The following is a 25,699-nucleotide window of genomic DNA, read 5'->3' on the forward strand; positions in this document are numbered from 1 at the left end:
GACTCGCGGGGGCACTTCCGTATACGGGCCGGGACACGGGACTGGCTACGGAACCGGGATACGGGACCAGCTCCGGAACCGGGACACGGAACCGGGCCATGGCCCGGGACACCGGACCGGGGGTCAGAGGTTCGAGAAGTCCGGACCGGCCGTCCGCGTCCTCTTGATCTCGTAGAAGCCCGGAATGGACGCCACCAGCAGCGTCCCGTCCCACAGCTTCGCCGCCTCCTCGCCCTGCGGCGCCGGCGTGACGACCGGGCCGAAGAACGCGATCTGCGCGCCGTCCGCGCCCGGGACCGCGATGACCGGGGTGCCGACATCCTGGCCGACCTTGTCGATGCCCTCCTGGTGGGAGGCCCGCAGTTCGGTGTCGTAGGTGTCCTTGTCCGCGTAATCGGCGAGGTCGGCGGGGAGACCGGCGTCCGCCAGCGCCCCGGCGATCGACTCGGGGGTCACGTCCTCGTCCTGATTGTGGAAACGGGTGCCGAACGCGGTGTAGAGCTTGCCGAGCACCGCGTCACCGTGCAGCTGCTGGGCCGCGATGGCGACCCGGACCGGACCCCACGCCTGTTTCAAGCCCTCGCGGTACTGCTCAGGAATCTCATCGAGTCTGTCCTCGTTCAGCACGGTCAGGCTCATCACATGCCAGCGGACCTCGATATCGCGGACCTTCTCCACCTCCAGCATCCAGCGGGAGGTCATCCAGGCCCAGGGGCACACCGGGTCGAACCAGAAGTCCACCGGGGTCTTGCCGTTGTCGGACATCTCTCTCCTCGTACAGGCGTTATGGAAACGAATTGAGCGATACGGGTCATGCGGGCCTGAGAGCCATCGGAGTCACGAGACCGATACGAGCCCTCGAAGACCCCGCCATGCACGGAACCCGCCTGAACGCGACAACACCTCCGGCCCCGGGCCGATTCCCGGATACCCGCCGTCAGGGCCGCATGGCAGGATCGGTGCCGTTCGAACAAGACACGAAGGAGCCGCACGTGCCCGGTGAGAATCTGTCCCGCGACGAGGCCCGTCAGCGGGCCGCGCTGGTAACCGTCGACGGGTACGAGGTGGTCCTCGATCTGCGTTCCGCGGTCGGTGAGCCACCCGAGGGGGCCCCGGGGCCGCGCACCTTCCGTTCGGTGACGACGATCCGCTTCCGCGCCGCGCGGGCGGGCGCCGCCACCTTCGCCGATCTGATCGCCCCCTCCGTCACGAGCGTGCGCCTCAACGGCGAGAAGCTGGACCCGGCCGCCGTCTTCGACGGCTCGCGGATCGCGCTCGACGCGCTCGCCGAGGACAATGTGCTGATCGTGGACGCGCAGTGCGCCTACAGCCGTACGGGCGAGGGGCTGCACCGGTTCGTCGACCCGGAGGACGGCGAGGTCTACCTCTATACGCAGTACGAGCCGGCCGACGCCCGCCGGGTCTTCGCCAATTTCGAACAACCGGATCTGAAGGCACCCTTCCGGTTCGAGGTGACCGCCCCCGAGGAGTGGACCGTCTGGAGCAACGGCGCGGGCGAGCGGTCGGACCGGACCGACGGCGGGGTGACGTGGCGGTTCGCCGAGACCCTGCCGATCTCCACGTACATCACGGCGGTCGTGGCCGGTCCGTACCACTACGAGACGGATGTCTACACGCGGAGACTGGACGGGGGCACTTCCGGCACTTCCGAAACTTCCGGCACCTCCGGCACTTCCGGGGACTCCGCCGGACCGGCCACGCTGGAGATCCCCCTCGGCGCGCTGTGCCGCAAGGCGCTCGCCCGGCACTTCGACGCGGAGGAGATCTTCCGTGTGACGAAGCAGGGGCTGGACTTCTTCCACGACCGGTTCGACTACCCGTACCCCTTCGGGAAGTACGACCAGGCGTTCGTCCCCGAGTACAACCTCGGCGCGATGGAGAACCCCGGCTGTGTGACCTTCCGCGAGGAGTACATCTTCCGCGGCCAGGTCACCCAGGCGTCGTACGAGCGCCGCGCGACCACCATCCTCCACGAGATGGCGCACATGTGGTTCGGCGATCTCGTCACCATGGTGTGGTGGGACGATCTGTGGCTCAAGGAGTCCTTCGCCGACTTCATGGGCTCGTACGCGCTGGTCGGCGCGACCCGCTTCACCAACGGCTGGACCACCTTCGCCAACAACCGCAAGGCATGGGCGTACCGCGCCGACCAGCTGCCGTCCACCCATCCGGTCACCGCCGACATCCGCGATCTGGAGGACGCCAAGCTCAACTTCGACGGCATCACCTACGCCAAGGGCGCTTCCGTGCTGAAGCAGCTCGTGGCGTACGCCGGGGAGGACGCGTTCCTGGAGGGCTCGCGGCGCTACTTCAAGCGGCACGCGTACGGGAACACCCGGCTCGGCGATCTGCTGTCGATCCTGGAGGAGACATCCGGGCGGGACATGGCCGAGTGGTCGCGCTCCTGGCTGGAGACCTCCGGGGTCAACTCCCTGACGCCCGTGGTGACCTGTGACGCCGGTGGCCGGATCACCGAGCTGGCGGTGCTCCAGGACGGCGGCACCCCGCGTCCGCACCGGGTGGCCGTCGGGCTCTACCGGCGCGAGGGCACGGAGCTGGTGCGGTACGCCCGTACCGAGGCCGATGTGACCGGTGCGCGCACGGTCGTGGCGGAGCTGACGGGCGCCGAGCGCCCCGATCTGGTGCTGGTGAACGACGACGATCTCACCTACTGCAAGATCCGGTTCGACGAGGGCTCGCTGGACACCCTGCGCGCCTCGCTCGGCGACCTCAACGATCCGCTGGCGCGCGCCCTGTGCTGGTCCGCGATGTGGAACCTGACCCGGGACGCGCTGATGCCGGCCAGGGACTTCGTGGATCTGGTGCTCAGGTTCGCGGGCCGCGAGTCGGACATCGGGGTGCTCCAGATGCTGCACACCTGGACGCACACGGCGCTCGCCCACTACGCCGCGCCCGCCTGGCGTGCGGAGGGCGGGCGGCTGCTCGCCGATGGGGCGCTGAAGGAACTGCGGCAGGCCGCGCCGGGGAGCCAGCACCAGCTCACCTGGGCGCGGTTCTTCGCGTCCGTCGCCGAGTCGGCGGCGGATCTCCAGTTGCTGGAGGGGCTGCTGGCCGGGACCGCGAGGATCGACGGACTGGACGTCGACCAGGAGCTGCGCTGGGCCCTGCTGGAACCGCTGGCCGCGCACGGCCGCGCCGACGAGGCCCGTATCGCCGCCGAACTGGCCCGCGACGACACCGCGTCCGGCGAGCGCCACCAGGTCCGCTGTCTGGCCGCCCGCCCGTCGGCGGCCGTCAAGGAGGAGGCGTGGGCGCGGGTCGTGGATTCGGACACGCTCTCCAACACGCTGGTGCTGGCGACGATTTCGGGCATGGTGCGGGCGGGGCAGCGGGAACTGCTCGCGCCGTACGCGCCGCGGTACTTCGCGGTGATCGGGCGGGTGTGGGAGGAGCGGTCGATCCAGATCGGGATGGATGTGGTGCGGGGGCTGTTCCCCTCGCTCCAGGGCGCGGACGCCATGCCGGCGGCGGACGCGTGGCTGGCCGCGCACGAGGACGCGCCACCCGCCCTGCGCCGCCTGGTCCTTGAGGCCCGCGACGACCTCTCCCGCGCCCTGCGCGCCCAGTCCCGCGACGCCGCCGGGTAGGACCGGGGCGGGCCCGGCCGCCCGCCCCCGGCGAAACGATGCGGCGCGACGCGGCGCGGGGGCGGCGGCCGGGAGGGTGCGCAGGCGGCTCGGGGAGCGGCCGGGAGAGGGGCGCGCAGGGGGCGCGGCCTGCGGAAACGGTAATCCCGGCGGGAGGATACTCGGCAGTCGAACGCCCGTACTTTAGGACGTGGTTGTCCTGAATTGTCGACGAGCGTGTAACAGCGGTTAGCACCCCCCACCCGCGCGGGCATCCCCCCGGCATGACCCACAACACCCCGCTCTCCCCCCTCCCCCTCGCCCACCTCTCCGCCGCTCAGCTCCGTGTCCTGTCCGCCGCCCAGCTCCGGGAGCACGGAATCACCCCCGCCCAGGTCACCGCCCGCTGCCGGCCCGGCGGCCCCTGGCAGGCGCTGCTGCCGGGGGTGTATCTGCTGCACGCGGGAGTGGCGACGAGCGAGGAGCGGCTGCACGCGGCGCTGTTGTACGCCGGGCGGCCGGTGATTCCCACGCAGGGGGGACGCGGGGGCGGTCCGGCCCCGTACGGCGAAGTCATGATCACCGGGCTGGCCGCGCTCGCACTGCGCCAGTTCTCGTCGGCGCCGCCGCTGCGGGGGCTGGCCGGGATCGATGTGCTCGTGCCCCGTACCCGCAGGCTGCGGTCGACCGGGTGCGCGCGGATCGTCCGGGCACAGGTCATGCCGGTGGCCGAGATGATCACGGGGATGCCGGTGGCCCCCGTGGCGCGGGCGCTGGCCGATGCCGTCACGCAGTTGTCGGACCCCCATGCCGTACGGCTGCTGCTGGCGGAGGCCGTACGGGACGGGCACTGCGAACCAGCTGCTGTCGTCACCGAGTTGAGCCGGGCGCGGCTGCTGGACCGGCCGCATGTGGTGGACGCGGTGGATTCCCTGCTCGCGGAGGGCCGGGCCCTCGCCGAGGAGCACCTCTACACGCTGGTGCGCGAGCACGGGCTGCCCGCGCCTGTCTGGAACGTGGACCTCCGGCTGCCGGGCGGGCCCCATCTCGGCGGGGTGGACGCCTACTGGCCCGAACAGTCCGTCGCGGTCGAGTTGGACACCCGCTCCCCTCGGCGCGACGAGGATGTGACGTGGTCGGAGTACGCCCGTAAGCGGGAGCACCTGGAGCGGCTTGGCATCACCGTCGTCCACCTCACCCCGAGGAAGCTGCGGGAGTCGCCGGAACAGCAGGCGATGGTGGTACGGACCGCCCTGATGGCGTCGGGCGACCGGGAGCCGGCGGCGTATGTGGTGGTGCTGCCCCGCTGAGCTGGGGCCTGCGGCGGCTCAGCGGGGCGGGCGGCAGCGTCACCGGCGGAACCAGGTCATCCGCAGAACTCCGCCTCGGTCACCGGCCCGGCGTCCCCGGCCCAGTCGCCGTTGATGTTCAGCGCCAGTGAGTGGCCGGCGTCCCGGGTGGCGAGAGCCCGGGAGGAGGAGCCGTGGATTCCGCCGTCGTGGCCCCAGACCTCCACGCCACAGCTCAGCTTCTGCCGCATCAGCCCGAGGCCGTACCGGATTTCCGGCAGCCGGGGGTCGACCGCGACGGTCGTGGTCATCTCCTTCAGCTGCTCCGGCGGGAGCAGCCGGCCCTTCAGCAGCGCCCGGACGAATCGTTGGAGATCACCGGAGTCCGAGATCATCCCACCGGCCGCCCCGGCCGCCGAGGGGTTCAATTCGGTCACATCGTGGATCTTCGCCTTGGGGTCCTCGGAGAGCTTGGAGTACGCCCGGCTCGCGGGGCGCGGCATCCGGTGGTCGGTGACCGGTACGGAGGTGGCACGCAGCTTCAGCGGGCGCAGGATGCGGCGCTCGATCTCGGCGCCGTAGGAACGGCCGGTGGCCTTCTCGATCACCATCCCGGCCAGTGTGTAGTTGGTGTTGGAGTACCGCCAGCCCGCGCCGGGGGCGAAGTACGGCTTGTGCCCCATGGCGAGGCCGACCAGGTCCCCCGGTTTCCAGGTGTCATAGCGGTGCCGGAGGAAGCCGGGGCCGAAGAACTGGTCCTGGATCACCGGGGCCTCCGTATAGCTGTAGACACCGCTGGTGTGGTTGAGCAACTGGCGCAGGGTGATCTCCCGGCCGTCGTGGCCGTTGCCCCGGACCACTCCGGGGAGCCAGTGCTCCACGGTGTCGTCGAGGTCGAGTCTGCCTTCGGCCTCCAGTTGGAGGACAACGGTGGCGACGAAGGTCTTGGTGATGGACGCGATGCGATACCGGTCGTCCGGTGAACGCTCGCGCCCGGTGTCCAGGTTCCCGACCCCCGCGGTGCCGCTCCACGCTCCGTCGTCGTCCCGCGCCTGTGCGACGACGCCGGGCACTCCCTCGCGTACGACGGCTTCGATGGCCCGCTGGGTGGCCTCATGGCCGCCGGTCGCCGTGGGGGCGGCGACGGCGGGTGTCACCAGAGCGCCCGTGGCGACGGCGGCCACCGCCGCGATCAGCGCCGCGCGGACCGTACGTCCCGGGCGGACCGTACGTCCCGGGCGGGGCGTGCCTCCCGCGCCGTCCCGGCTGACCGTACGACCGGAGCGCACCGCCTCGCCCGCGCCACCCAGCGGGACCGTCTCCCCCGTACCACCTCGGTGCATCGCGTCTCCCGTGCCCGCTGGGCTGGCCCCGTCTCCCGTACCTACCGGCATTTCAGCTCCCTGTTGTCGGCTTCGACTTCGACTTCGACTTCGATTGCGATCGGCGAGGAGGACTCCGCCGGAGCGGTGCGCGTTGCCCCGCGCTCCCGGGTTGAGCCACTGTCGGCCATTTCCCGGACACCTTGTCAGATGTTTGGGTACCTCCCTGTTCGTCCCCAGTGGCGGAGGGACCGCCCTGGCGGATTTCTGCCATGCCCACATCACGAGTCGGTCAACTCTCCACAAAGTCGGGACAGGTGCGAAAGGCTCAGCGGTCATCCGGCACCGAAATCCGGACCGATTGCTCACCCACCGGGAAACGTCTCTTTCACCAACAGGGATGCTGATGACCCCCCAGTCCCAGAGCTCCATATCCGGAGACTCCGCATCAGGGCACAGACCACCAGGGCGCAGACGGGCGGTCCGTATCGCCGCCGCGGCGTCGATCGTGGCCGCGCTGGTGGCGGTAGGCACGAACTCCGTGTTCGCGGGCGCCCCCGCCGCCGATCCGGGCGCGGACGTCAAGGCGGCGACGGCCTCCGACAAGATCGGCACGGCCGACGAGAAGCTGCTCGCCGAGGCCGAGGCCAAGGGCGACAAGAACGTCACCGTCATGGTCGCCACCACCCCGGGCGCGACCGAGCAGGTCAGCGGTCAGCTCGACGCCGTCGAGGGCGCCGTGGTCGGCAGGACGTTCGACAGGCTCGGCTATGTCCGGGCGACCATTCCCACGGCGAGGGCCGAGTCGGCCCTCAAGGCCGCCGCCGAGCTGTCCAGTGTGCGGGGCATCGACCTCAAGCACGAGATCAAGCGCGAGGACCCGGCGCCCGGGGACGCGGCGAAGTCGGCGCCCACGGCCGGGAAGCAGACCGCGGCGTACCCGGCCCCCGGGAAGAACACCCCCGCGAAGAACCCGTACAACCCCTCCTTCGAGACCGGCGCGGTCGATCTCGTCAAGAAGAACCCCACCTACGACGGCCGGGGCGTGACCATCGGCATCCTGGACTCCGGGATCGATGTCGCCCATCCGGCGCTCCAGAAGACGACGACCGGCGAGCGCAAGATCGTCGACTGGGTGACCGCGACCGACCCGGTAGCCGACCGCGACGGCACCTGGCGGCAGATGCTGACCGAGGCCACCGGGCCGACGTTCGCCGTCAACGGCCGTACGTACACGGCTCCGGCGGGCAGCTACAAGTTCAACACCTTCGCCGAGAACGCCACCCTCGGCGGCGATATGGCGGGTGACCTCAACCGGGACGGCGACACCACCGACCGGTGGGCGATGCTGTACGACCCGGCGGCCGGAACCGTCCGGGTCGATCTGGACAACGACGCCGACTTCACCAACGACCAGGCGCTGAAGCCGTACAAGGACGGCTTCCAGATCGGGTACTTCGGCACGGACGACCCGGCGACCCCGATCGCCGAGCGCATTCCGTTTGTGATCGAGGTCCGTAAGGACGTGGTCTACAACGCCGCGGGCGCGAAGGCCGACTACGTCAGCATCGGGGTCATCGAGGGCTCCCACGGCTCCCACGTCGGCGGTATCACCGCCGCCAACGGTCTCTTCGGCGGGAAGATGAACGGCGCCGCGCCCGGCGCCAAACTGGTCTCGTCGCGCGCCTGCACCTGGTCCGGCGGCTGCACCAATATCGCGCTGACCGAGGGGCTCGCGGATCTGGTCGTCAACCGCGGTGTGGACATCGTCAATATCTCCATCGGCGGTCTGCCCGCGCTCAACGACGGCAACAACGCGCGCGCGGAGCTGTACACACGGCTCATCGACCTCTACGGCGTCCAGCTCGTGATCTCCGCGGGGAACGACGGGCCCGGCGTCAACACCGTCGGTGACCCGGGCGTCGCCGACAAGGCGATCTCCGTCGCCGCGTCGATCTCCCGGGAGACCTGGGCGGCGAACTACGGCTCCGAGGTGCGGAAGAAGTACGCCCTGCTGCCGTTCTCCTCGCGCGGCCCGCGCGCGGACGGCGGCTTCGCCCCCACCGTCACCGGACCTGGCGCGGCGATCCAGACCACCCAGACCTGGCAGGCGGGGGGCTCGGTCGCGGAGGCCGGCTATCCGCTGCCGCCCGGCTACTCGATGATCCAGGGCACCTCGATGTCCTCGCCGCAGGTGGCGGGCGCGAGCGCGCTGCTGCTTTCGGCCGCGAAGCAGCGCGGTATCGAGCTGACCCCGGCCAAGCTGCGCACCGCGCTCACCAGCACCGCCACCCGGATCCCCGGAGTGAAGGCGCATGAGCAGGGCGCCGGTCTCATCGATGTCGTGGACGCCTGGGAGACCATCGAGGACGGAGTCTCGGCGCACGAGTACAGCGTCAAGGCACCCGTCGACACGGCGATCGACTTCGCGCTGAAGACGCCCGGCTTCGGCACCGGGCTCTACGACCGCGAGGGTGGCCTGACGGTCGGCCGGTCGAAGACGTACGACGTCACGATCACCCGGACCAGCGGCCCCAAGGGCGCGCTCTGGCACGATCTGGAGTGGCGCAACAACGGCGGTGCCTTCCGGCTCGCGGGCGGCGACCGGGTCCGGCTGCCGCTGAACGAGCCGGTGACCGTCTCCGTCCAGGCCCGGCCGGCATCGGCCGGGGTGCACAGCGCGATCCTGGAGGCGGACGACCCGCGCACCGAGGGCGTCGACAAGCAGATCCTGACGACCGTGGTGGCGTCCACCCCGCTGGCGAAGCCCGGGTACACCTTCTCGGACACCTCCTCGGTGCAGCGCAACAGCCACCGGTCGTACTTCGTGACGGTGCCGGAGGGCGCGAAGACCCTGGAGGTCGCGCTCGGCTCGCTCGCCGCGGGCAGCCAGACGCGGTTCATTTCCATCCACCCGTACGGGGTGCAGATGGAGGACAGCGCGACGATCTACTGCTACCCGAACTACACGAGCCCCTCGAACAAGTGCCGCCCGGATCTGCGGTCGTACGACAATCCGGTCCCGGGCGTCTGGGAGATCGAAGTGGAGTCGCGGCGTACGTCTCCGCTGCTGAACAACCCGTACAAGCTGGACGTCTCCCTGCTGGGCGCCGACTTCACCCCGGCCGTCCAGACGCTCCCCGAGGCGAAGGTCGGCACCCCGGCCGCCGTCGGGTGGAAGGCCACCAACGGCTTCGCCGCCATCGACGGCAAGCTCGCGGGCGGCCCGCTGGGCTCCGCCAAGGTCGCCCGGCCGTCGATCAAGGACGGTGAGCAGCAGGTGACGACCCTGGTGCTCGGCGCGGGCGTCGAGCGGCTGGACGTCGCCATCGGCGCGGTCTCCGACACCCGGGCGGATCTGGATCTGACGGTCCTGCGCAACGGTGTGCCGGTCGGCCAGGCCGCGGACGCGGACTCGGAGGAGGCCGTCTCCCTGACGAAGCCCGCGCCGGGCACGTACACCTTCGTGGTCGACGGCTACTCCGTCCCGGCCGGGACGACCGCCTATGACTACCGCGATGTGTTCTTCGCGCCGTCGCTGGGCGAGCTGAAGGTGGACCCGGCTTCGTCGGTCAAGCTGGCGCCGGGCGAGTCCGCGCAGGTCAGCGCGGATGTCGTGGTGGCCGGTCCGGCTCCGGAGGGCCGCCGGTTCTTCGGCGAGGCCCGGCTGGTGAACGCGCGCGGGACCTCCGCGGGCGCGGGCAGCGTGGTGATCGAGAAGGTCACCCCGTAGCCGTTCTCCGTACGGCTGGGGGCGGGCGTCCGGACACGGGCGCCCGCCCTTTCCCGTGCCCTCTTCGCGTGTCCCGTGTCACACCATCCACTCCCTGGACAATGGACTGGACAAGGCGGCCCGGGACATACGCATCATGGAACGACACCCAGGTCACCAATCAGCACAAAAGGCACAAAGGAGACGTCCGTGAGGGTCGGAATCGTCGGAGCCACCGGTCAGGTCGGCACGGTCATGCGCAGCATCCTCGCCGAGCGGAAGTTCCCCGCCGACGAGCTGCGGCTGTTCGCCTCGGCCCGTTCGGCCGGTTCCACCATCGAGTGGGAGGGCCGCGAGATCACGGTCGAGGACGCCTCCACCGCCGACTACACCGGCCTGGACATCGTCCTGTTCTCGGCGGGCGGCGCGACCTCCCGCGCGCTGGCCGCGAAGGTCGCAGGACAGGGCGCCGTCGTGATCGACAACTCCTCCGCCTGGCGGCTGGACCCCGAGGTGCCCCTCGTCGTCTCCGAGGTCAACCCGCACGCGGTCAAGGACCGCCCCAAGGGGATCATCGCCAACCCGAACTGCACCACCATGGCCGCGATGCCCGTCCTGAAGCCGCTGGCCCAGGAGGCGGGCCTCACCTCCCTGGTCACCACCACCTACCAGGCCGTCTCCGGCTCCGGCCTGGCGGGCGTCGCCGAACTCGACGGCCAGATCAAGGGGACCTACGAGCGCGCCACCGAGCTGACCCACGACGGCGAGGCCGTCGACTTCCCCGAGCCCGGTGTCTACCAGCGCCCCATCGCCTTCAATGTCGTCCCCCTCGCGGGCAACCTCGTCGACGACGGCTCCTTCGAGACCGACGAGGAGCAGAAGCTCCGCAACGAGTCCCGCAAGATCCTGGAGATCCCCGGGCTGAAGGTCTCCGGCACCTGCGTCCGCGTCCCCGTCTTCTCCGGCCACTCCCTCCAGGTCAACGCCCGCTTCGAGCGCCCCCTGAGCGTGGAGCGGGCGACCGAGTTGCTGTCCTCGGCGCCCGGCGTCGAGCTGTCCGACATCCCGACTCCCCTCCAGGCCGCGGGCAAGGACGCCTCGTACGTCGGCCGCATCCGTGTCGACGAGACGGTGGAGCACGGTCTCGCGCTGTTCCTGTCGAACGACAACCTCCGCAAGGGCGCGGCCCTGAACGCGGTCCAGATCGCGGAACTGGTGGCGGACGAACTGCGCGGCTGACTTGTTTGCGGCTGTGTACGGCCCCGCCCGGGTGCGCTCCGGACGGGGCCGGGCGCCCGGCGGTGCGGCGGCCGCCCGGCTGTCACACGGCTGTCGTGCTCTCGTGCTCTCGTATGGTGCTCGTGCTGCTGACGTATCGCCGCCGTGAAACCCGCTCGACCTGGTCACTTCCGAAAAGAGATCCTTGGGCATGGAATACCTCTGCTACCACCGCGACCGGCCCGGCTCCGTGCCGCTGCGCGACGAGCTACTGGAAGAGCACTGGTCCTATATGGACCAGTACGCCAAGGAGATGATCGCCCGGGGCCCGACCCTCGCCGACGACGGCGAGACACCCACCGGAAGCGTGCACATCGTCGACCTGCCCGATCCCGCCGCTGCCCGCACCTTCGCCTTCGACGAGCCGAACTACCAGGCCGGCGCCTACCGGGACGTGCTGCTGCGACGGTGGCGCAACACGCTGGGGCGCACCATGTGGGACTTCCCCGGCGGCCCGACCGGCGGCAATCGGTATCTGGTGCTCGGCCTCGGCACAGGGCCGGCCGCCGACCTCGCGGCGCCGCCCGCCCAGGACGAGGTGATCGCCTATGGGCCACTGCTGTCCGACACCGGCACCACCTGGCTCGGCACGGCGGCGCTGGTTCAGGCACCGGACCCGGACACGGCACGCGCCATCCTGGCCCCGGACCGGTACGCCGACATCGAGGTGCACAACTGGCAGTTCGGCGGGCGCCGGTCCTAGGGCGTGTATCGAAAGTGGATCTTGGTGATCTGTTCGCCTTACGTCCGAGGTAATCGTCTCGGCGCGCCCATGCTGGCAGGATTGGTGATCTCTCCGCGTCGGAGGACGCGGACCAGGACGGAGAGGTCAGCCATGTCCATAGCCACACCTACCAACACGCGCACTGTGGTTGAGGAGTTGCTGCGCAGAATTGGCGAGGGCAACCCCGAGCGCATCGCCGAGCTGTATGCCGAGCAGGGTGATTGGAAGCTCGACTGGCCGGAGGCCGAGCACGGCCGTACCGCCACGCCGTGGATCCGCCACCGGTCCACCCGGGCCGACGCGGCCGCCCACTATCGCGAGCTTGCCGAGTACCACGTGCCGGAGCACGTGGCGACTGAGGTCGAGCGCATCCTTGTCGACGGAAGCGACGCGGTCGTGCTGGGCGAGATCCGTCAGACCGCCCGGCCCACCGGACGTGCCTACAAGGCGCGGTTCGCTCTGCATCTCACCGTCGTAGACGGCCTTGTCACCCGGCACCATATCTATGAGGACAGCCTGGCCGTCGCCCAGGCATTCGAAGCGAAGGATCAGTGAAAGACCACCAGCGATTCACGAAGACGCTGCTCACAGCCACTCGTTGATGGTCGCTACGAGGACGGTCGCCTCGTAGCGAACCGCCAGCTTGTCGAAGCGCGTGGCGACAGCACGGTGCCTCTTGAGGCGGTTGATCCCGCACTCGACCGCGTGACGCTCACGGTAGTCGGCCGGGTCGAAATAGGGCGGCCGACCGCCACGAGAACCAAGCTTCCGGCGGTTGCGCGCCTGGTCTGCCTTGTTAGGGATGGTGCAGCGGATCCCGCGGCGCTGCAGGTAGGCGCGGTTTCTGCGAGAGGCGTACGCCTTGTCGGCCCGCACCCGATCGGGACGGACGCGTGGTCGGCCCGGCCCGATGCGGGGCACTCGGACCTTATCCAGCACCGGCTCGAACTGCGGCGAGTCCCCGCGCTGCCCGGCCGTCACCACGATCGACATGGGCTTCTGGCCCTGTTCGACGGCCAGGTGCAGCTTGGTGGTGAACCCGCCGCGTGATCTTCCCAGCCCGTGATCATAGGGCTCGGCGAAAATGCCGCCCGGTGGTTCCTTCTGCAGGTCGCCCTGCTTGCGAGCCCCGGCCGCATGCTGATGGGCGCGGCAGACGGTGGAATCGACGCTCAGGTCCCACACGATCTCCCCCTTCGCGTCGGCCAGGGACTGGAGCCGGGTGAGGATCCGCTGCCAGGTGCCGTTCCGCTGCCATCGGCGGAACAGGTCGTAGATCCGGCTCCACGGTCCGTACTCAACGGGGACGTCCCGCCATGGAACTCCGGTCCGAACCCGGAACCGTATACCGTCGATCAACCGCCGCCGAGGCCAGACCGGCGGCCGTCCCGCCCTCGTGCCCCTCGGCAACAACGGCTCCAATGTTGCCCACTGCTCGTCCGTGAGATCTCCCCGCCCCATGAACCGTGATCATCACAACTCAAGATCCACTTTCGATACACGGCCTAGGGCCTCTCGGATGGTTCAGCGTCCTCGTGGTCCTGGCCTGGTCGTCATGGCGCAGCGCCCCGTCTGAGAACCCGGCGCGGGAGGCGGGCCCGGGCCACCTGGTCCGGCGTTCGCGGCCCCCGCCCGGGTGCGCTCCGAGCGGGGCCGCCGTACGCCTACCGCGCGGCGACCTCGTCGGGTATCGGCCCCGGCGTGAGCACGGGCGCACACTCGGGACAGGCGTACTCGACGGGGTCCCGCCCTATCGGCACGGGCGCGGCGGTGAGCCTGCGGCAGCGGAGGCAGTGCGCGGTGTGGGGTTCGGGTACGGGGTGGGTGAGGCCCTCTCGGTTCATCCGGCCCCCTCCGGCGCGCGACCGGACACCAGCCGCCCCAGCACCCACCGCAGCGCACGCACCACCAGCCCCCGCACCAGACACTCGCCTTCCGCCCTCGCCGCCAGAAGCCTCACCACCTCATCGCCGCCCACACGACCTTGCCCAACGGCCGGTCCTCCGTCCCCCACTCCGCAAGCGCCTCGACAATGACGAGCCCGCGCCCCCGCTGCCGCTCCACCGACTCCGGCTTCGCCCTCGGCACCCGCCGCACCGGGTCGTGCACCTCGATCCGCACCTTCCCCGCCCCGGCGTCCAGGACGAGCAGCAGGGAGTCACCCGGCTCGGTCCCGTACCGCACGGCGTTGGTGACCAGCTCGGAGACGACGAGCTGAACGTCGTCCAGGCGGTCACTGTCGATGTCCGGGACATGGAAGGTGACGAACTCGTCGGTGTACGCGCGGGCGGCGGCGACCGATTCGGGGGTGCCGACGAGCATGAGCTGCGGGGGCGGCCCCATGGGCGGTTGACAGCAGGTGGTGACTTCTAAGGTCCTCGGATCCGCGACAGTCATGGCTTCGGGCTCCTGTCTCCTGTGCGTAGGGACAGCGGGCATGACGCAGCATCAACACGCCCACTGTGCAGCGGTGTTGTCACGCTGAGCGATGAGACCCCTAGAGTGCTCCCATATTCCAGAATGTGCAAGACTTCACTTTGGGTGTTCGATAAGCAGCAATCGAACTAATGATTCGCATTGCGAATGTAGCGCTCCGCTGCTTTCATTCAGGGTGCCGAGAGTGGTTCATACTGAATGCAGGGGAAGGGACAGCGGATGGTTGAACGCTCCAGCGGTTCGACGGTGCCGAGGCGTCAACTCGGCAGGAATCTGCGCGACCTACGTAACCGCGCACGGCTCACGGTGCGTGCGGCAGCACGTCAACTGGAGTGGTCCGAGGCGAAGATGTGGCGCATCGAGACCGGACAGACCTCACTCCGCAGTCACGACGTACAGACCATGTGCGAGGTGTACGGAGCGCCGTCAGATCTCACCGAGGCGCTGATGGGCCTCGCCAAGGAGACCAAGGCGCGGGGGTGGTGGCACTCGTATGGCGACGTGATCCCGGAGGGGTTCGATGTCTACATCGGGCTGGAGGAGGCGGCTTCGAGTCTGGCCTCGTACGAGAGCGACTTGGTACCGGGCCTGCTCCAGACCGAGGCTTACGCACAGGCCATCATTCAGACTCACAACACACACGAAGACGCCGCAGAGATCGAACGACGGGTGCAGCTGCGCGTTCAGCGACAGACCCTCCTTACCCGGATGACTGACCCGCCCTCGTTCCGAGTGGTCCTGGGGGAGGCAGTGCTACAACGCCCGGTGGGCGGACCGAAGGTCATGTCACAGCAGCTGACGCACATCGCGAAGATGTCCGACCCGCCCCATGTCACAGTGCGGGTAGTGCCCTTCAGCGCGGGGCTGCATCAAGGCATGTTGACCAAGTCATTCATCATCCTCCGCTTTCCGGTGACGGGCGACGGCACCGACTTGGAACCCCCGACAGTCGAAGTGGACGGCTTCACCGGCAGTCTGTACCTGGACAAGACCAACGAGGTGGAACGCTATGAAAGCGCGTTCGGCGACATCTGGGCGGCATCGCTCAACGAGCAGGCGTCACGACGCCTCATCACGGATATGGCAGGAAGACATGCACAGGACTGACCTCACAGACGCCCGCTGGTTCACATCGAGCTACAGCGACGGGCAACACAACTGCGTCGAGGTCGCGCACATCGTCGGCGGCACCGTCGCCACGCGGGACAGCAAGAACCCAACCGGACCGGCACTGACCTTCGCCCCGGCCAACTGGCGTGCCTTCCTCGCGGGCACCACGGCAGGCGTCTTCGACCAGCGGTAGGGCCACGCCCGGCGCAACGTGAGCAGACTCCTGGCCCGAACGCAGGTCAGGGGCCCTCGGGGCGTCCCATGGCGACCGTACTCCGTGCCCGGCTTCGAGAAGCATGCCGACCTCGATGTCGTCCATACCGAACCCTCATAGCTGCCCTGTACGCCGAGGAACCCGAACAGGTTGCCGTCTACCGGGACGGCTTCGACCGGTTGCGCGCGGCGGCGTTGTCGGTCGAGGAGTCGATGGAACGCATCGCAGAGATAGGGGAAAAACTATGAGCCACACCGACGACGCGTCCACACTCCCTGTGACGTGGTGGAAGTCATCGCGGTCCGATACCGGAGCACAGTGCGTCGAGTTCGGCATAGTCAACGAGCGGGTCATAGCAGTCCGGGACAGCAAGTACCCGACAGGGCCCGCTCTGTTGTTCCACCGCACGGGGGCACAGATGTTTGTCGACGCCCTGCGTCGTGGAGAGTTGCCGTAGCTCGGGGCCGCCCGACTCCCTTCGGGCGCCCGCTGGAACAGACAGACACGACGACTGTTCGCAGGAGTGACAGGTGGACATGCACAGGACCGAACGCACCGAGGCCCCCTGGTTCAAATCCAGCTACAGCAACGGGAACGGCAACTGCATAGAGGTCGCTCACCTCGGCGGTGCCATGGCGATACGGGACAGCAAGTCTTCAGTCGGACCGGCGCTGACCTTCGCCACGGCCAACTGGCGCGCATTCCTCGCGGGCACCACGACAGGCGTCTTCGACCAGCGGTAGCCCGCCGGACCGCCCCCATGAGAGCTACCCCGTCACGGCTCAACATCCGATGCCGGGGTAGCAGCGTGCCGGCTACCCCAAATACGGCGCAGATCGCCGCTCCAGAAAGTGCTGAAGTCTCAGCCGCTGGGTGTGATGCATCGGCAGCGCGTCCAGATCAGCGGGAGCCACGAACCGGAGTGCGGTGGACTCGTCGGATACGGCGAGCGAGCCCGCGACGAGACGAGCGGTGAAGCACACGTTGAACTGACGACCGACCTCTCCGTCGCTGTACGCGATGATGTGCCGGGGTCGGTGTACGTCCCGACAAGCCCCATGATCTCGACATCCAGCCCAGTCTCCAACTCCTTTAGGCCGAGCCGGACTTCGCCGGCCTGGAGGGCTCCGGGAGGTTCCCGGTAGGGTCGGCTCATGAGCGGAGACCATGAAGTCGAGCGAACTGCGGGAGCCTGGCAGGCTCTGACTGAATGGCTCGCCAAACATGCGCCCATGTCCTACGCATCGCTCCTTCCGTCAGCACCGGAGGAGGACATCGTGAACGCCGATACGGTCCTGAGGCAGCGACTCGGATTCGGGCTGCCGCCAGAGTTGGCGACCTTGTGGCGACTGTGCGGAGGCGTGGAGCACCAGCTCATCGAAGCCGATGAGGAGGGAGAGGTCGGCTCGGGAGCGTTTCTGCCCGGCGGAGTGATCCTCCCTCCGGCGCAGGCGCTCGGGCTGAGACTGCCAGCGTCCGGAGGCAGCGATGGCTGGGGTGGTGCCCGGGTGGTGCCGTGGCTGACCCGGGACGAGGCGGGGCCCGAGCACGGCCACTACGCAAGCACGCGCGGAGTCGGCGAGTGGTCGATCGTGGACGAGCCGGCCGGCGAACCCGCCTTCCCGTCGATCGCCGCCTATCTGGAGACTGTCCACCGCACCCTGACCGTGGGGCCCCCGGATCTGATGGGTTCCGACGTGCCTGGTCTGGTATGGGACTGCCTGGTGTGGGACGACCCCGGGAACCCCGGCCTGGACGAAGCCGGCCAGCTCTGGCGGCAGATCCACTGAACGCCGTGGCCCCCGCCCCGGTACAAGAGGGACGAGGGCCACGCACTGTGCGTCCGCTAGGGCTTCGTCATGGTGCAGACCAGCTCGGCCTTGGAGGTGTCGCACGCCCTGAACCACGCGCTACCCGGTTCCAGGGTGTACGCGTCCTGGTCGATGACTCGGAACTTTTTCAGGAACCCTTCGTAGAAGTTGGTCAGATTCATTGAACCCGAGTTGACTTTCCCGGACATCGAGGACCGCCCGCAGGTCTCATTGAAGGTCGGGGCGTCGTAGCGGGTGTCGTCCAGCAGGTGCTCGCTGCCGTTGTCGACCTTGGCGGCAACGGTCTGGATGCACCCTCCGCCGCCCGTTGCGCCCGCCGGGTTCTCGCCGTGCTTCAACGCAGGGACACCGGGCGACTGGTAGGTCGAGGAGAACGGGAACTCGTCACACGAGATGCTCTCCGGAGCACCGTCGAGCTCGGGGTGGAGATACGTCCACGGGTGCGCGCTGAATCGTTTGGGGGGCACCCAGCCGTCCTGCCGTGGACCCGTGTACCGCGGGCACATCACCTTGTCGCGGTTGTGCTTGCGCTCATGAGCGAGCTCATTCCGTTCCTTCTTCGGCAGGTACTTCAGCGGATCGGCGAGCGTCTTACCACTCCCCTTGACTTTCGACTTGTGCTGGATCAGCCACGCATGTGCCGCAGCAGCGGGGTACTTCGCGGTGTTGAACTTGTACTCGGGGAAATACTGCGGCAGCGCACACCCCGGGGTGGAGCCGTTGCTCGCCACCTTGTCGCAGCGCACATCGACGCCGGGGGACCGCCACGGACCGGTGTCGATGTCCTTCTGGCCCTTGCCGTCCGGCGGTCCGCTCTCGGTGACGAAGTGGCCCACGAACCAGACCGGAAGCGTCTTGGAGAGGTCGACGTCCCGTGCCCCGGTGGCGTTGTTGACGGTGCCGTTCCACTTGTGGTTCGCGGTGCCGGTCGCCATGTGGCTGTCGACCGGGTTCCATCCACCGCCGCCCTTCCAGCTCAGGTCGTTGTAGAAGTCGAAATTCTTCGCCCCCGGGCCGCCTTCACAGCCGCTGCTGAAGCACATGGAGTCGATGAAGGCGTCCTGGCCACCGTCACCGAGCAGGACGGCCCGCTCGTCCCCCGGGAAGTCGCTGTAGACCGGGTTGATCTGGATCCACGTCTTGATGTCGCCCGACAGCGGATCCGTCTTGACCTGGAAGGCGAACTCGAAGTCGGCACGGTACTTGGCCACCGGGAGGCCCTGGTATATGTACGTCTGGATGAAGGCCATGTTGTAGAACAGGCATGCTTCGTTACGGGTGATCAGCGACTTCTGTGCTTCGCCGGTAAGCGTCGGCTGACACCACGAGCCTTTGATGATCGGGTCGGGGTAGGAGGGCGCACGCACTCTCAGCTCCCTGGCCGCCTTGCGGGTGCCTTCCAGCGAGCGCTCCTTCAACGGGGTGACCGTCACCGTGGAACTGCCGCTGGTGAAGGTCCGGGGCTTCCAGCCCTTCCAGCCAGACTGTCCGTCGGGCCCCGGCGGCTGCGGCGTATCGACCTGAATCGGGTCGGTCGCGGCCAGGTCGGGCTGGGGGAGCGCGATGTCGACCTTTTGCCTGCGGTTGTAGTCCCGGGTGCCCGCGGTGAATCCGTAATCCTTGATCGGGCCCACATTGTCGGCGCGGTCGACGGTGCGGGTCTGCGTGAAGTGGTTACCGTCCGCCGAGGGGGTGACCGTGTACGAGGCGTCCGGGGCCACGGCCCTCACAACACTGCCCCTGGTGCGCACGGAGGTCCAGCCGTGGCCGTCGGCGTCATCCTCGTACGGGTCGACGCGGTACCGCACTTCATAGGCGTCCGAGGCACCCGTGGTCACGTCGAAGGTGCCCGCGACTCCGGCTCCGCCGCCGCCCCAGTTCTCCGGATACGTCGCGGAGGTGATCTTCTGAGGCTCGCCGGGCGCGGTGGTGTCGACGACGAACTCACGCCATGGTGACCAGTTCAGGTTGTAGTGGGTGCCGTCGTAGGCGTTGGTGCGGAACTTGTACGTCTTGCCGTTCACCAGTTGGCCGGCGGGCACGGTCACGGAGGCCCAGGAGCCGGGAGTCACGAAGCCGGAGACGATCACGCCGTCACCGGCGGGGGTGGTGATGGGCAGGTTCGTGGCCGCGTCGTAGACCTGGAAGGTGCCGTTGACCTTGTCACCGTCGGCGTCGGTGAACTTGTCCCGCAGCGTCGGTGTGGTGGTGTTCACCGCCCACACCCCGGCGTAGGACTTGAACGGGGCGCCTGCCTGCTGGGCGGTGCCGTCACCGGGACGGTAGTTCCAGGTGACGGTCAGCTTCGGCGGGTGCGCCGTGGCATTCGCGGAGTTGACGCGCTTCCATGCCTTGACGTCGTCCGTGGCGGCGCGCAGGCCCATATAGCCCCTGGTGTCCAGGGCGGAGGACCAGCTCTGCACGAGAGTGGTGACGTCGGCGCTGATCAAGCCGTCCGGGGCGGCGGTGCAGGCAGGGTTGCCCTTGGTCTGGGTGGACGAGTGGTACTGCTTGTGCCAGGTCGGCTGGTGGGTCCACCGCGAGGTGGTGGCGGAGGCGGTGGTGTCCCAGACGGTCCAGGCGTATGCCTTGCAGTCGGTGTTGCCGGAGTGGAAGTTCCACAGGCTGAGGTCCGCGTTGGTGATCAGCGCGTCCTTGAACTGCGCGGTGTTCCAGGTGATGAACGACCTGGCGGTACGCGGTGTGCCGTTGGGGTTGGTGGTGCCGGGGTTGCCGAGGTCGAGTTCGACGTCGGTGGACAGGTCAACGCTCTCGCCCTGCTGGACGTAGGTGTCGAAGACGTTCGTCAGGTTCGATGTCGAGGGGTCGACGGTGACCGGGTACTTCGTGTCCGGGTCGGCGAGCCATCCGCTGTCGGGGGTGACGACGAGGTCGACGTCGCCGTTGCCCCTGTCGACCACGTTCATGTCGACCGGGTGCCGGTTCTCGTGCTTGCCGGAGACCTTGTCCACAGCCGCGTCCCACATCACCGGAGCGGGCATCACGGCCCGCTCGGCACCGGTTTTCGCGTCGGTGAAAAGGACGGAGCCGTCCTTCTGCTCGGCGGCCTTCAGGCCATCGGTCTTCAGCGGCAGGGTGTAGCTGTAGGTCCCTGCGGGGCGCTGGTTCAGCTTCACATACTGCTCGAAGCCCGTGCGGGTGGCCTCGACCACCACATCCGCGCCGGGCAGCGCGTTCCGGTAGGTGGCGCGTGTGCCGTCCAGGTCCGGTTTGGGCAGGCCGCCTTTCCACTGGAGGGTGACCCGCTCGTTGCCCTCACCGAGGGTGACCAGATCACGAGCCGGGGCATCCCCGGCGGCCTTCAACGACCTCGCGGGCAGGCCGCCCCCACCGCTGAGTTCCAGTCCGTTCGGATGCGCTTTCGCCTTCACGCTGCCGTCCGCGGCCGTCGTCAGCCGGGCATCCACGTCGACCCACCGGCCGTCCCGCTGTATGCGGGCGGGCCCGGCTGCCAGGTCTGAGGTCAGCGTGCCGTCGGGGTTCGCGTAGGTGATCGACGTCGCCGTGGTCTCGTCGGGGACGAGCGTCCTCTTCCCCGTCTTCTTCGCCCGGGTCAGCGCCCAGGGGATGCCGCCCTTGCTGTGCTGGGCGGCCCACGCGAAGTCGGCTTCGCGGACATCGGCCTCGCTCGGCTGCTGGGCACTGACACGCGCCGCTCCGGTTGCCGTCAGGGGGGCGTCCGCCGCCGGGGCGATCGCTAGGGCTGTGCCGCTGGTGGTCAGCAGCACCGTGCCTAACGCCATGGATATCGTTCGTCTGATTCTGGAGGACCCAGACAAGGTGAAACCTTCCCTTCCGCCCGCCCCGGGGCGCAGGGCGGGTCGATGGATCGAACGAATGCACCCAGCACGTTTGTGTGGCGATGGCGAACAGGCAAGGCTGGGAAATGGCCAAGGAGTCCGGCCGGTGGGTCTTGCGGCCGGTCGCCGGGCATGCCGGTGAAGCCTCAGCTGAACGCAACACGGTGGAGTCCGTACGCCAGTTCGCGCCCACCACACGAGCAACAGGATTCAGGACCGCCCCGCGACAGGTCCGGGCGGCGCCTCACAACTGACCTGCGGGAACCCTGGTCTGAGCCGTCGGAGCGCATCCGGCATCACACACGTTGCACCATCGTCGGCCCGCCAGGGGGCAGCACCCGCCGCGAGCCTGCTGGACCGCGCAGCCGGTACTCCCCGGGAAGCTCCGGCGGCAGAACTTCACGGTTGCGGGTATCACGCCGGAATCCTCGCGTCCTGACCATGGTGATCGACCAGGTGGGGCTCGCCGTGGGCGGGTCGGCCGGCGCTCGGCGGTCAGACAGGGCGGACGCGGATCGGGCGTGCCACCGTGCGGTGAGCCGGACCTCCCGCCCAGATCGGGACGGGTACGAGTACGGGTACGGGTACGGGTACGGGTACGGAAGCCAGCCGGTTCGCGTTCTCGACCTCAACCCGTGAGCCGTTCTGCGCGGTTGGCCCCGATCCGGCACCGCCCGTCCGCTACCGTCCCCGGGGGGGTAGTCCGCCGACTGGGGGGAAGACGTCATGTCTTGTACGGGATTCGGCAGGGGGCTTTTGATCGTCGCCGCACTGGCGGTCGGGCTGACCGGCTGTGGCGATGGAGGGTCCGGGAAGCCGGAGCCATCGGGATCGGCCCTCGCGACGGTCGAGCGCCTTGAGGGGCCGGGTCAGTACCAACCGCCCGACCGGCTCTGCGAGTTCGTTGACTTCACCGAACTGGCCACCGCCGTGGCGCCGCTCTCGGGAGCGCCCCGGTCGCGGGAGACGGGGGCGGACCCCGCGGTCTCCAGCGGGTCGGAGTGCAAGCAGTCGCTCAGTGGCGGGAAGGTCCATGGGCGGGCGGTCGTCCAGTGCAGTGCGTGGAAGGAGACGGGCAAGGCGGTCGAGATGCACCGGTACGGCCGGGGGAAGGCCGAGGAGGACGCGGGCGGGACCCTGGCCGAGGTCGCCGGGCTCGGGAGTGAGGCGTATCGGCTGGTGTCCGGGGAGGAGGGGCCCTGGGAGGTGGATCTGCGCACGGTGGTCCGGGACGGGAATCTCGACTGCGAGCTGATGACCCAGAGCGGGCACCCCATGGACGAGCAGGGCACGGATATCGCTTTCGCGGCGATGCAGGACGTACTCAAGGATCTGCTGCCGAAGCTGCGCGTGCCCGTCGCGAAGCCGTAGGCGTAATTCCCAGTGGGGTTGGGGACCCTTCCCGTCGGCCAGGTGCGAGCGGGGGTGAGGTCAGGGCAGGGTGAGGATGCGGGGGCCGTCCTGGGTGATGGCGATGGTGTGTTCGAAGTGGGCTGCGCGGCTGCCGTCGATCGTGCGCAGGGTCCATCCGTCGGCGTCGGTGCGGTAGTCGTTGCGCCCGCCGGCCATGAGCATGGGTTCGATGGCGAGGGCGAGGCCGTGGCGCAGCGGGAAGCCTCGGCCGGGCCGTCCGTGGTTGGGCACGTGGGGGTCTTCGTGCATCCGGCGGCCGATGCCGTGGCCGCCGAAGTCGGCGGGCATACCGCAGGCGGCCTTGCGGGCGACCGTGCTGATGGCATGGGAGATGTCGCCGATGCGATGGCCGACGGTGGCGGCGGCGATGCCCGCGTCCAGGGCCTGCCGGGTGGCGGCGATGAGTTCGACGTCGGCGGGGCGGGGGGTGCCGACGGTGAAGCTGATCGCGGCGTCGCCGGTCCAGCCGTCGAGTTCGGCTCCGCAGTCGATGCCGACCAGGTCGCCGTCGCGCAGGCGGTAGTCGCCGGGGATGCCGTGCGAGACGGCGTCGTTCACGGAGACGCAGAGCACGGCGGGGAAGGGGGTCGGGGCGAAGGAGGGCTGGTAGCCCAGGAACGGGGAACTCGCTCCGGCCTCGGCGAGAACGGTCCGGGCGGCTTCGTCGAGTGCACGCAGGCGGACTCCGACAGCAGCCGCCGCACGGGCGGCCGCGAGTGCGTGGGCCACGACGCGCCCGGCTTCCCGCATCGACTCCAGCGCCGTGTCGGTCTTGATCTCCACCATGTGCCCTGACTCCCTGCCATGCGACGATACCCAATACTTATACCGGTATTAGTATCACGGACCTGGAGTGGGTTCCCCTGAGTGCGCAGGAGCGGCGACGCGCCGCCGCCAGATCGGCGCCGAGGAGGGTGGAGTTCACCCACCCCGACTCCCGGAGGGTGCGGGAAGCCACGTACTTGGGCATCGCTGTTCATCGCGGCCACCGCGGGGTCGGTCATGCCGGCCAAAGGCAGCGCCTTGACCCCGAGAAGACGACCTAGCTCGACCCGCTCCACGCCGCCGGCACGAACGTCCACAGCACCTCGGCGGCCGAGTCGCCCGTATTGCGCCAGTTATGGGGCTCGCGGCCGGAGAAGGTGAGGGTGTCGCCCGCCGAGAGGGTGAGGGTGCGGCCGGTGAAGAGTACGGAGAGTTCACCGGTGATGACGTGGAGTACTTCCACTTCGCAATTGATGGTGTAAAGGTCGTCGCCGCCGTCCGCGCCCGGCTCAAGACGTGAGCGGAGCACCTGGACCCGGGCCTGGGCCCGTGGGGTGATCATTCGGTCGGCCACGCCACGCCCGCCCAAATTGACGTGCGGCGCGTCCTCCAGGCGGATCACCTCGGTGTCGGCGTCCTCGAAGAGGGAGCCCACCGACAGGGAGAGCACCTGGCAGAGAGTGACCAGGGTCGCGACGCTCGGGGAGGTCTCGTCGCGTTCGACGCGGCTGACGAAACCCCTGGTCAGATTGGTCGCGGCGGCGACCTGCTCAATGGTGAGGCCCTGCGACCTGCGACTGGCGCGCAGCCGTGCGCCCACGCGGACGGGCTGCGTGGACGGCGCGGGGTGCAGAGCTTTCATGAAGTCCTCGCGTCGGTCCGTCGGTGCGCTGATGACCCTTGACAGGGTGATGACCCGGGGTAAGACTACCCGAACAGAAGTTGCCTACCATGCATTCTTTGTTGCATATAAGTGACTTCCCGAGCGCAAAGATCACGCAAAGATCAGAGGTTCCGATGAACGCCGCCGAACCGCCCGCGGGCACCCCGGACGCCAGGACCACGGACGCCAGGACCGCGGGCACCCCGGACGCCAGGACCACGGACGCCAGGACCACGGACGCCACGACCGCGGGCGCCCCGGACACCGGGACCACAGGCACCCCGGACACCGGGACCACGGGCACGCCGGACGCCGGGCCCGTGGGCCCCCCGGACGCCAGCGTCAGCCCCCGGTACGCCGGTCTCGCCACCTTCGCCCGGCTGCCGCGTATCGAGGACGTCCCGCGCGCGGACATCGCGGTCGTCGGCGTCCCGTTCGACAGCGGCGTCAGCTACCGCCCCGGCGCGCGCTTCGGCCCCTCGCACATCCGGGAGGCGTCCCGGCTGCTGCGCCCGTACAACCCGGCGCAGGATGTGCACCCCTTCGCCGCCCAGCAGATCGCCGACGCGGGCGACATCTCCGCCAACCCGTTCAACCTCACCGAGGCGGTCCAGCAGATCCAGACCGCCGCCGGGGCGCTGTCGGCCGACGGCAAGCGGCTGCTGACGCTCGGCGGCGACCACACCATCGCGCTCCCCCTGCTGCGGGTGGCCGCCGAACGGCACGGACCCGTCGCCGTACTGCACTTCGACGCGCACCTCGACACCTGGGACACCTACTTCGGCGCCCCCGTCACCCACGGCACGCCGTTCCGCCGGGCGTCCGAGGAGGGGCTGATCGATCTCACGGCGAGCACCCACGTCGGTATCCGGGGCCCGCTGTACTCACGGGACGATCTGCGGGACGACGAGCGGCTCGGCTTCGCCATCATCTCCAGCGTCGAGATCGAGGAGGAGGGCCTGCCCCGCGCCATCGAGCGGATGCTCACCCGGCTCGGCGACCGCCCCGTCTATCTCTCCATCGATATCGATGTCCTCGACCCGGCGCACGCGCCCGGCACCGGCACCCCCGAGGCCGGCGGTATGACGAGCCGCGAACTGCTCGCCATGATCCGTGCGCTGCGAGCCGTCGATCTGGTCGGCGCCGATGTGGTCGAGGTGTCCCCCGCTTACGACCACGCACAGCTCACGGCCATCGCGGCCTCCCATGTGGCGTACGAGATTCTCTCGGCCATGACCCCCGCCGACCCGGCCTCCCCAGCTCCCCGCTGACCGGCGACGCGTCTCCCCACC

The 25,699-nt window shown here is 69.2% G+C and carries 22 protein-coding genes and 1 pseudogene; 14 read left to right on the forward strand and 9 right to left on the reverse strand.

Annotated elements, in window-relative coordinates; genetic code table 11:
• Nucleotides 1-123 precede the first annotated feature (123 nt).
• Nucleotides 124-765, reverse strand: a complete 642-nt coding sequence (locus ACWF94_RS02930; protein WP_453484062.1) for a mycothiol-dependent nitroreductase Rv2466c family protein — start codon at nucleotides 763-765, stop codon at nucleotides 124-126.
• A gap of 227 nt (nucleotides 766-992) precedes the next feature.
• On the opposite strand from ACWF94_RS02930, the gene pepN reads away from it, so the two are divergent.
• Together pepN and ACWF94_RS02940 are read left to right on the forward strand one after the other, a co-directional pair.
• Entirely contained in the window at nucleotides 993-3,629 is a 2,637-nt protein-coding gene (gene pepN, locus ACWF94_RS02935) for an aminopeptidase N (protein WP_453484064.1), read from the forward strand.
• A 263-nt stretch (nucleotides 3,630-3,892) separates the two neighbouring features.
• Nucleotides 3,893-4,918 carry a hypothetical protein gene (locus tag ACWF94_RS02940; protein WP_453484066.1) on the forward strand — a complete coding sequence of 342 codons (1,026 nt, stop codon included), beginning with the start codon at nucleotides 3,893-3,895 and terminating at the stop codon, nucleotides 4,916-4,918.
• Nucleotides 4,919-4,974: 56 nt separating this feature from the next.
• Here ACWF94_RS02940 and ACWF94_RS02945 read toward each other — a convergent pair whose 3' ends face one another.
• Nucleotides 4,975-6,240: a serine hydrolase domain-containing protein gene (locus ACWF94_RS02945; RefSeq protein ID WP_453484068.1), complete on the reverse strand. Its 1,266-nt coding sequence runs from the start codon at nucleotides 6,238-6,240 to the stop codon at nucleotides 4,975-4,977.
• A gap of 379 nt (nucleotides 6,241-6,619) precedes the next feature.
• Here ACWF94_RS02945 and ACWF94_RS02950 point away from each other — a divergent pair, with 379 nt between their 5' ends.
• The 4 genes from ACWF94_RS02950 (at nucleotide 6,620) to ACWF94_RS02965 (ending at nucleotide 12,488) form a co-directional block, all read left to right on the forward strand.
• Entirely contained in the window at nucleotides 6,620-9,952 is a 3,333-nt protein-coding gene (locus ACWF94_RS02950) for a S8 family serine peptidase (protein ID WP_453484070.1), read from the forward strand.
• Nucleotides 9,953-10,141: 189 nt separating this feature from the next.
• Entirely contained in the window at nucleotides 10,142-11,170 is a 1,029-nt protein-coding gene (locus tag ACWF94_RS02955) for an aspartate-semialdehyde dehydrogenase (RefSeq protein WP_453484072.1), read from the forward strand.
• Between the two features lie 190 nt (nucleotides 11,171-11,360).
• Nucleotides 11,361-11,912 (forward strand): YciI family protein, encoded by a 552-nt coding sequence (locus ACWF94_RS02960; RefSeq protein WP_453484074.1) that lies wholly within the window; start codon nucleotides 11,361-11,363, stop codon nucleotides 11,910-11,912.
• 132 nt (nucleotides 11,913-12,044) lie between these two features.
• Nucleotides 12,045-12,488 (forward strand): nuclear transport factor 2 family protein, encoded by a 444-nt coding sequence (locus tag ACWF94_RS02965; protein ID WP_453484076.1) that lies wholly within the window; start codon nucleotides 12,045-12,047, stop codon nucleotides 12,486-12,488.
• A 30-nt stretch (nucleotides 12,489-12,518) separates the two neighbouring features.
• On the opposite strand, the gene ACWF94_RS02970 is transcribed toward ACWF94_RS02965, so the two are convergent.
• The 3 genes from ACWF94_RS02970 to ACWF94_RS02980 form a co-directional block, all read right to left on the reverse strand.
• Complete coding sequence (locus tag ACWF94_RS02970; protein WP_453484078.1) at nucleotides 12,519-13,394, reverse strand: IS5 family transposase; 876 nt, start codon at nucleotides 13,392-13,394, stop codon at nucleotides 12,519-12,521.
• Between the two features lie 203 nt (nucleotides 13,395-13,597).
• Nucleotides 13,598-13,777, reverse strand: a complete 180-nt coding sequence (locus tag ACWF94_RS02975) for a hypothetical protein (RefSeq protein WP_453484080.1) — start codon at nucleotides 13,775-13,777, stop codon at nucleotides 13,598-13,600.
• Between the two features lie 112 nt (nucleotides 13,778-13,889).
• Entirely contained in the window at nucleotides 13,890-14,276 is a 387-nt protein-coding gene (locus ACWF94_RS02980) for an ATP-binding protein (protein WP_453484081.1), read from the reverse strand.
• Nucleotides 14,277-14,588: 312 nt separating this feature from the next.
• Here ACWF94_RS02980 and ACWF94_RS02985 point away from each other — a divergent pair, with 312 nt between their 5' ends.
• The 5 genes from ACWF94_RS02985 to ACWF94_RS03005 all read left to right on the forward strand — a co-directional run bounded on the left by ACWF94_RS02985 (nucleotide 14,589) and on the right by ACWF94_RS03005 (nucleotide 16,436).
• Entirely contained in the window at nucleotides 14,589-15,476 is an 888-nt protein-coding gene (locus tag ACWF94_RS02985) for a helix-turn-helix domain-containing protein (protein WP_453484083.1), read from the forward strand.
• On the forward strand, nucleotides 15,463-15,672 hold the full coding sequence (locus ACWF94_RS02990; RefSeq protein WP_453484085.1) for a DUF397 domain-containing protein: 210 nt from the start codon (nucleotides 15,463-15,465) through the stop codon (nucleotides 15,670-15,672). Before ACWF94_RS02985 ends, ACWF94_RS02990 begins: the two co-directional genes overlap by 14 nt.
• A 68-nt stretch (nucleotides 15,673-15,740) precedes the next feature.
• Complete coding sequence (locus ACWF94_RS02995; protein ID WP_453484087.1) at nucleotides 15,741-15,941, forward strand: Scr1 family TA system antitoxin-like transcriptional regulator; 201 nt, start codon at nucleotides 15,741-15,743, stop codon at nucleotides 15,939-15,941.
• Entirely contained in the window at nucleotides 15,938-16,150 is a 213-nt protein-coding gene (locus ACWF94_RS03000; protein WP_453484089.1) for a DUF397 domain-containing protein, read from the forward strand. The genes ACWF94_RS02995 and ACWF94_RS03000 overlap by 4 nt, the downstream gene beginning before the upstream one ends.
• Before the next feature lie 79 nt (nucleotides 16,151-16,229).
• Nucleotides 16,230-16,436 (forward strand): DUF397 domain-containing protein, encoded by a 207-nt coding sequence (locus tag ACWF94_RS03005; protein WP_453484110.1) that lies wholly within the window; start codon nucleotides 16,230-16,232, stop codon nucleotides 16,434-16,436.
• A gap of 72 nt (nucleotides 16,437-16,508) precedes the next feature.
• On the opposite strand, the pseudogene ACWF94_RS03010 reads toward ACWF94_RS03005, so the two are convergent.
• Nucleotides 16,509-16,777: pseudogene (locus ACWF94_RS03010) on the reverse strand (NUDIX hydrolase); the annotation flags it as partial.
• 148 nt (nucleotides 16,778-16,925) lie between these two features.
• On the opposite strand from ACWF94_RS03010, the gene ACWF94_RS03015 reads away from it, so the two are divergent.
• On the forward strand, nucleotides 16,926-17,483 hold the full coding sequence (locus ACWF94_RS03015; protein ID WP_453484091.1) for a hypothetical protein: 558 nt from the start codon (nucleotides 16,926-16,928) through the stop codon (nucleotides 17,481-17,483).
• A 56-nt stretch (nucleotides 17,484-17,539) separates the two neighbouring features.
• On the opposite strand, the gene ACWF94_RS03020 is transcribed toward ACWF94_RS03015, so the two are convergent.
• A complete protein-coding gene (locus tag ACWF94_RS03020; protein WP_453484093.1) occupies nucleotides 17,540-21,289 on the reverse strand; it encodes a DNRLRE domain-containing protein in 3,750 nt (1,249 codons plus the stop codon).
• A gap of 783 nt (nucleotides 21,290-22,072) precedes the next feature.
• On the opposite strand from ACWF94_RS03020, the gene ACWF94_RS03025 reads away from it, so the two are divergent.
• Entirely contained in the window at nucleotides 22,073-22,717 is a 645-nt protein-coding gene (locus ACWF94_RS03025) for a hypothetical protein (protein WP_453484094.1), read from the forward strand.
• 60 nt (nucleotides 22,718-22,777) lie between these two features.
• On the opposite strand, the gene map is transcribed toward ACWF94_RS03025, so the two are convergent.
• Entirely contained in the window at nucleotides 22,778-23,545 is a 768-nt protein-coding gene (gene map / locus ACWF94_RS03030; protein WP_453484096.1) for a type I methionyl aminopeptidase, read from the reverse strand.
• A gap of 256 nt (nucleotides 23,546-23,801) precedes the next feature.
• Nucleotides 23,802-24,386, reverse strand: a complete 585-nt coding sequence (locus ACWF94_RS03035; protein WP_453484098.1) for a helix-turn-helix domain-containing protein — start codon at nucleotides 24,384-24,386, stop codon at nucleotides 23,802-23,804.
• A gap of 155 nt (nucleotides 24,387-24,541) precedes the next feature.
• On the opposite strand from ACWF94_RS03035, the gene speB reads away from it, so the two are divergent.
• A complete protein-coding gene (gene speB / locus ACWF94_RS03040; RefSeq protein ID WP_453484099.1) occupies nucleotides 24,542-25,678 on the forward strand; it encodes an agmatinase in 1,137 nt (378 codons plus the stop codon).
• Nucleotides 25,679-25,699: the final 21 nt, after the last annotated feature.

This window comes from Streptomyces sp. NPDC055078, from assembly GCF_053607985.1.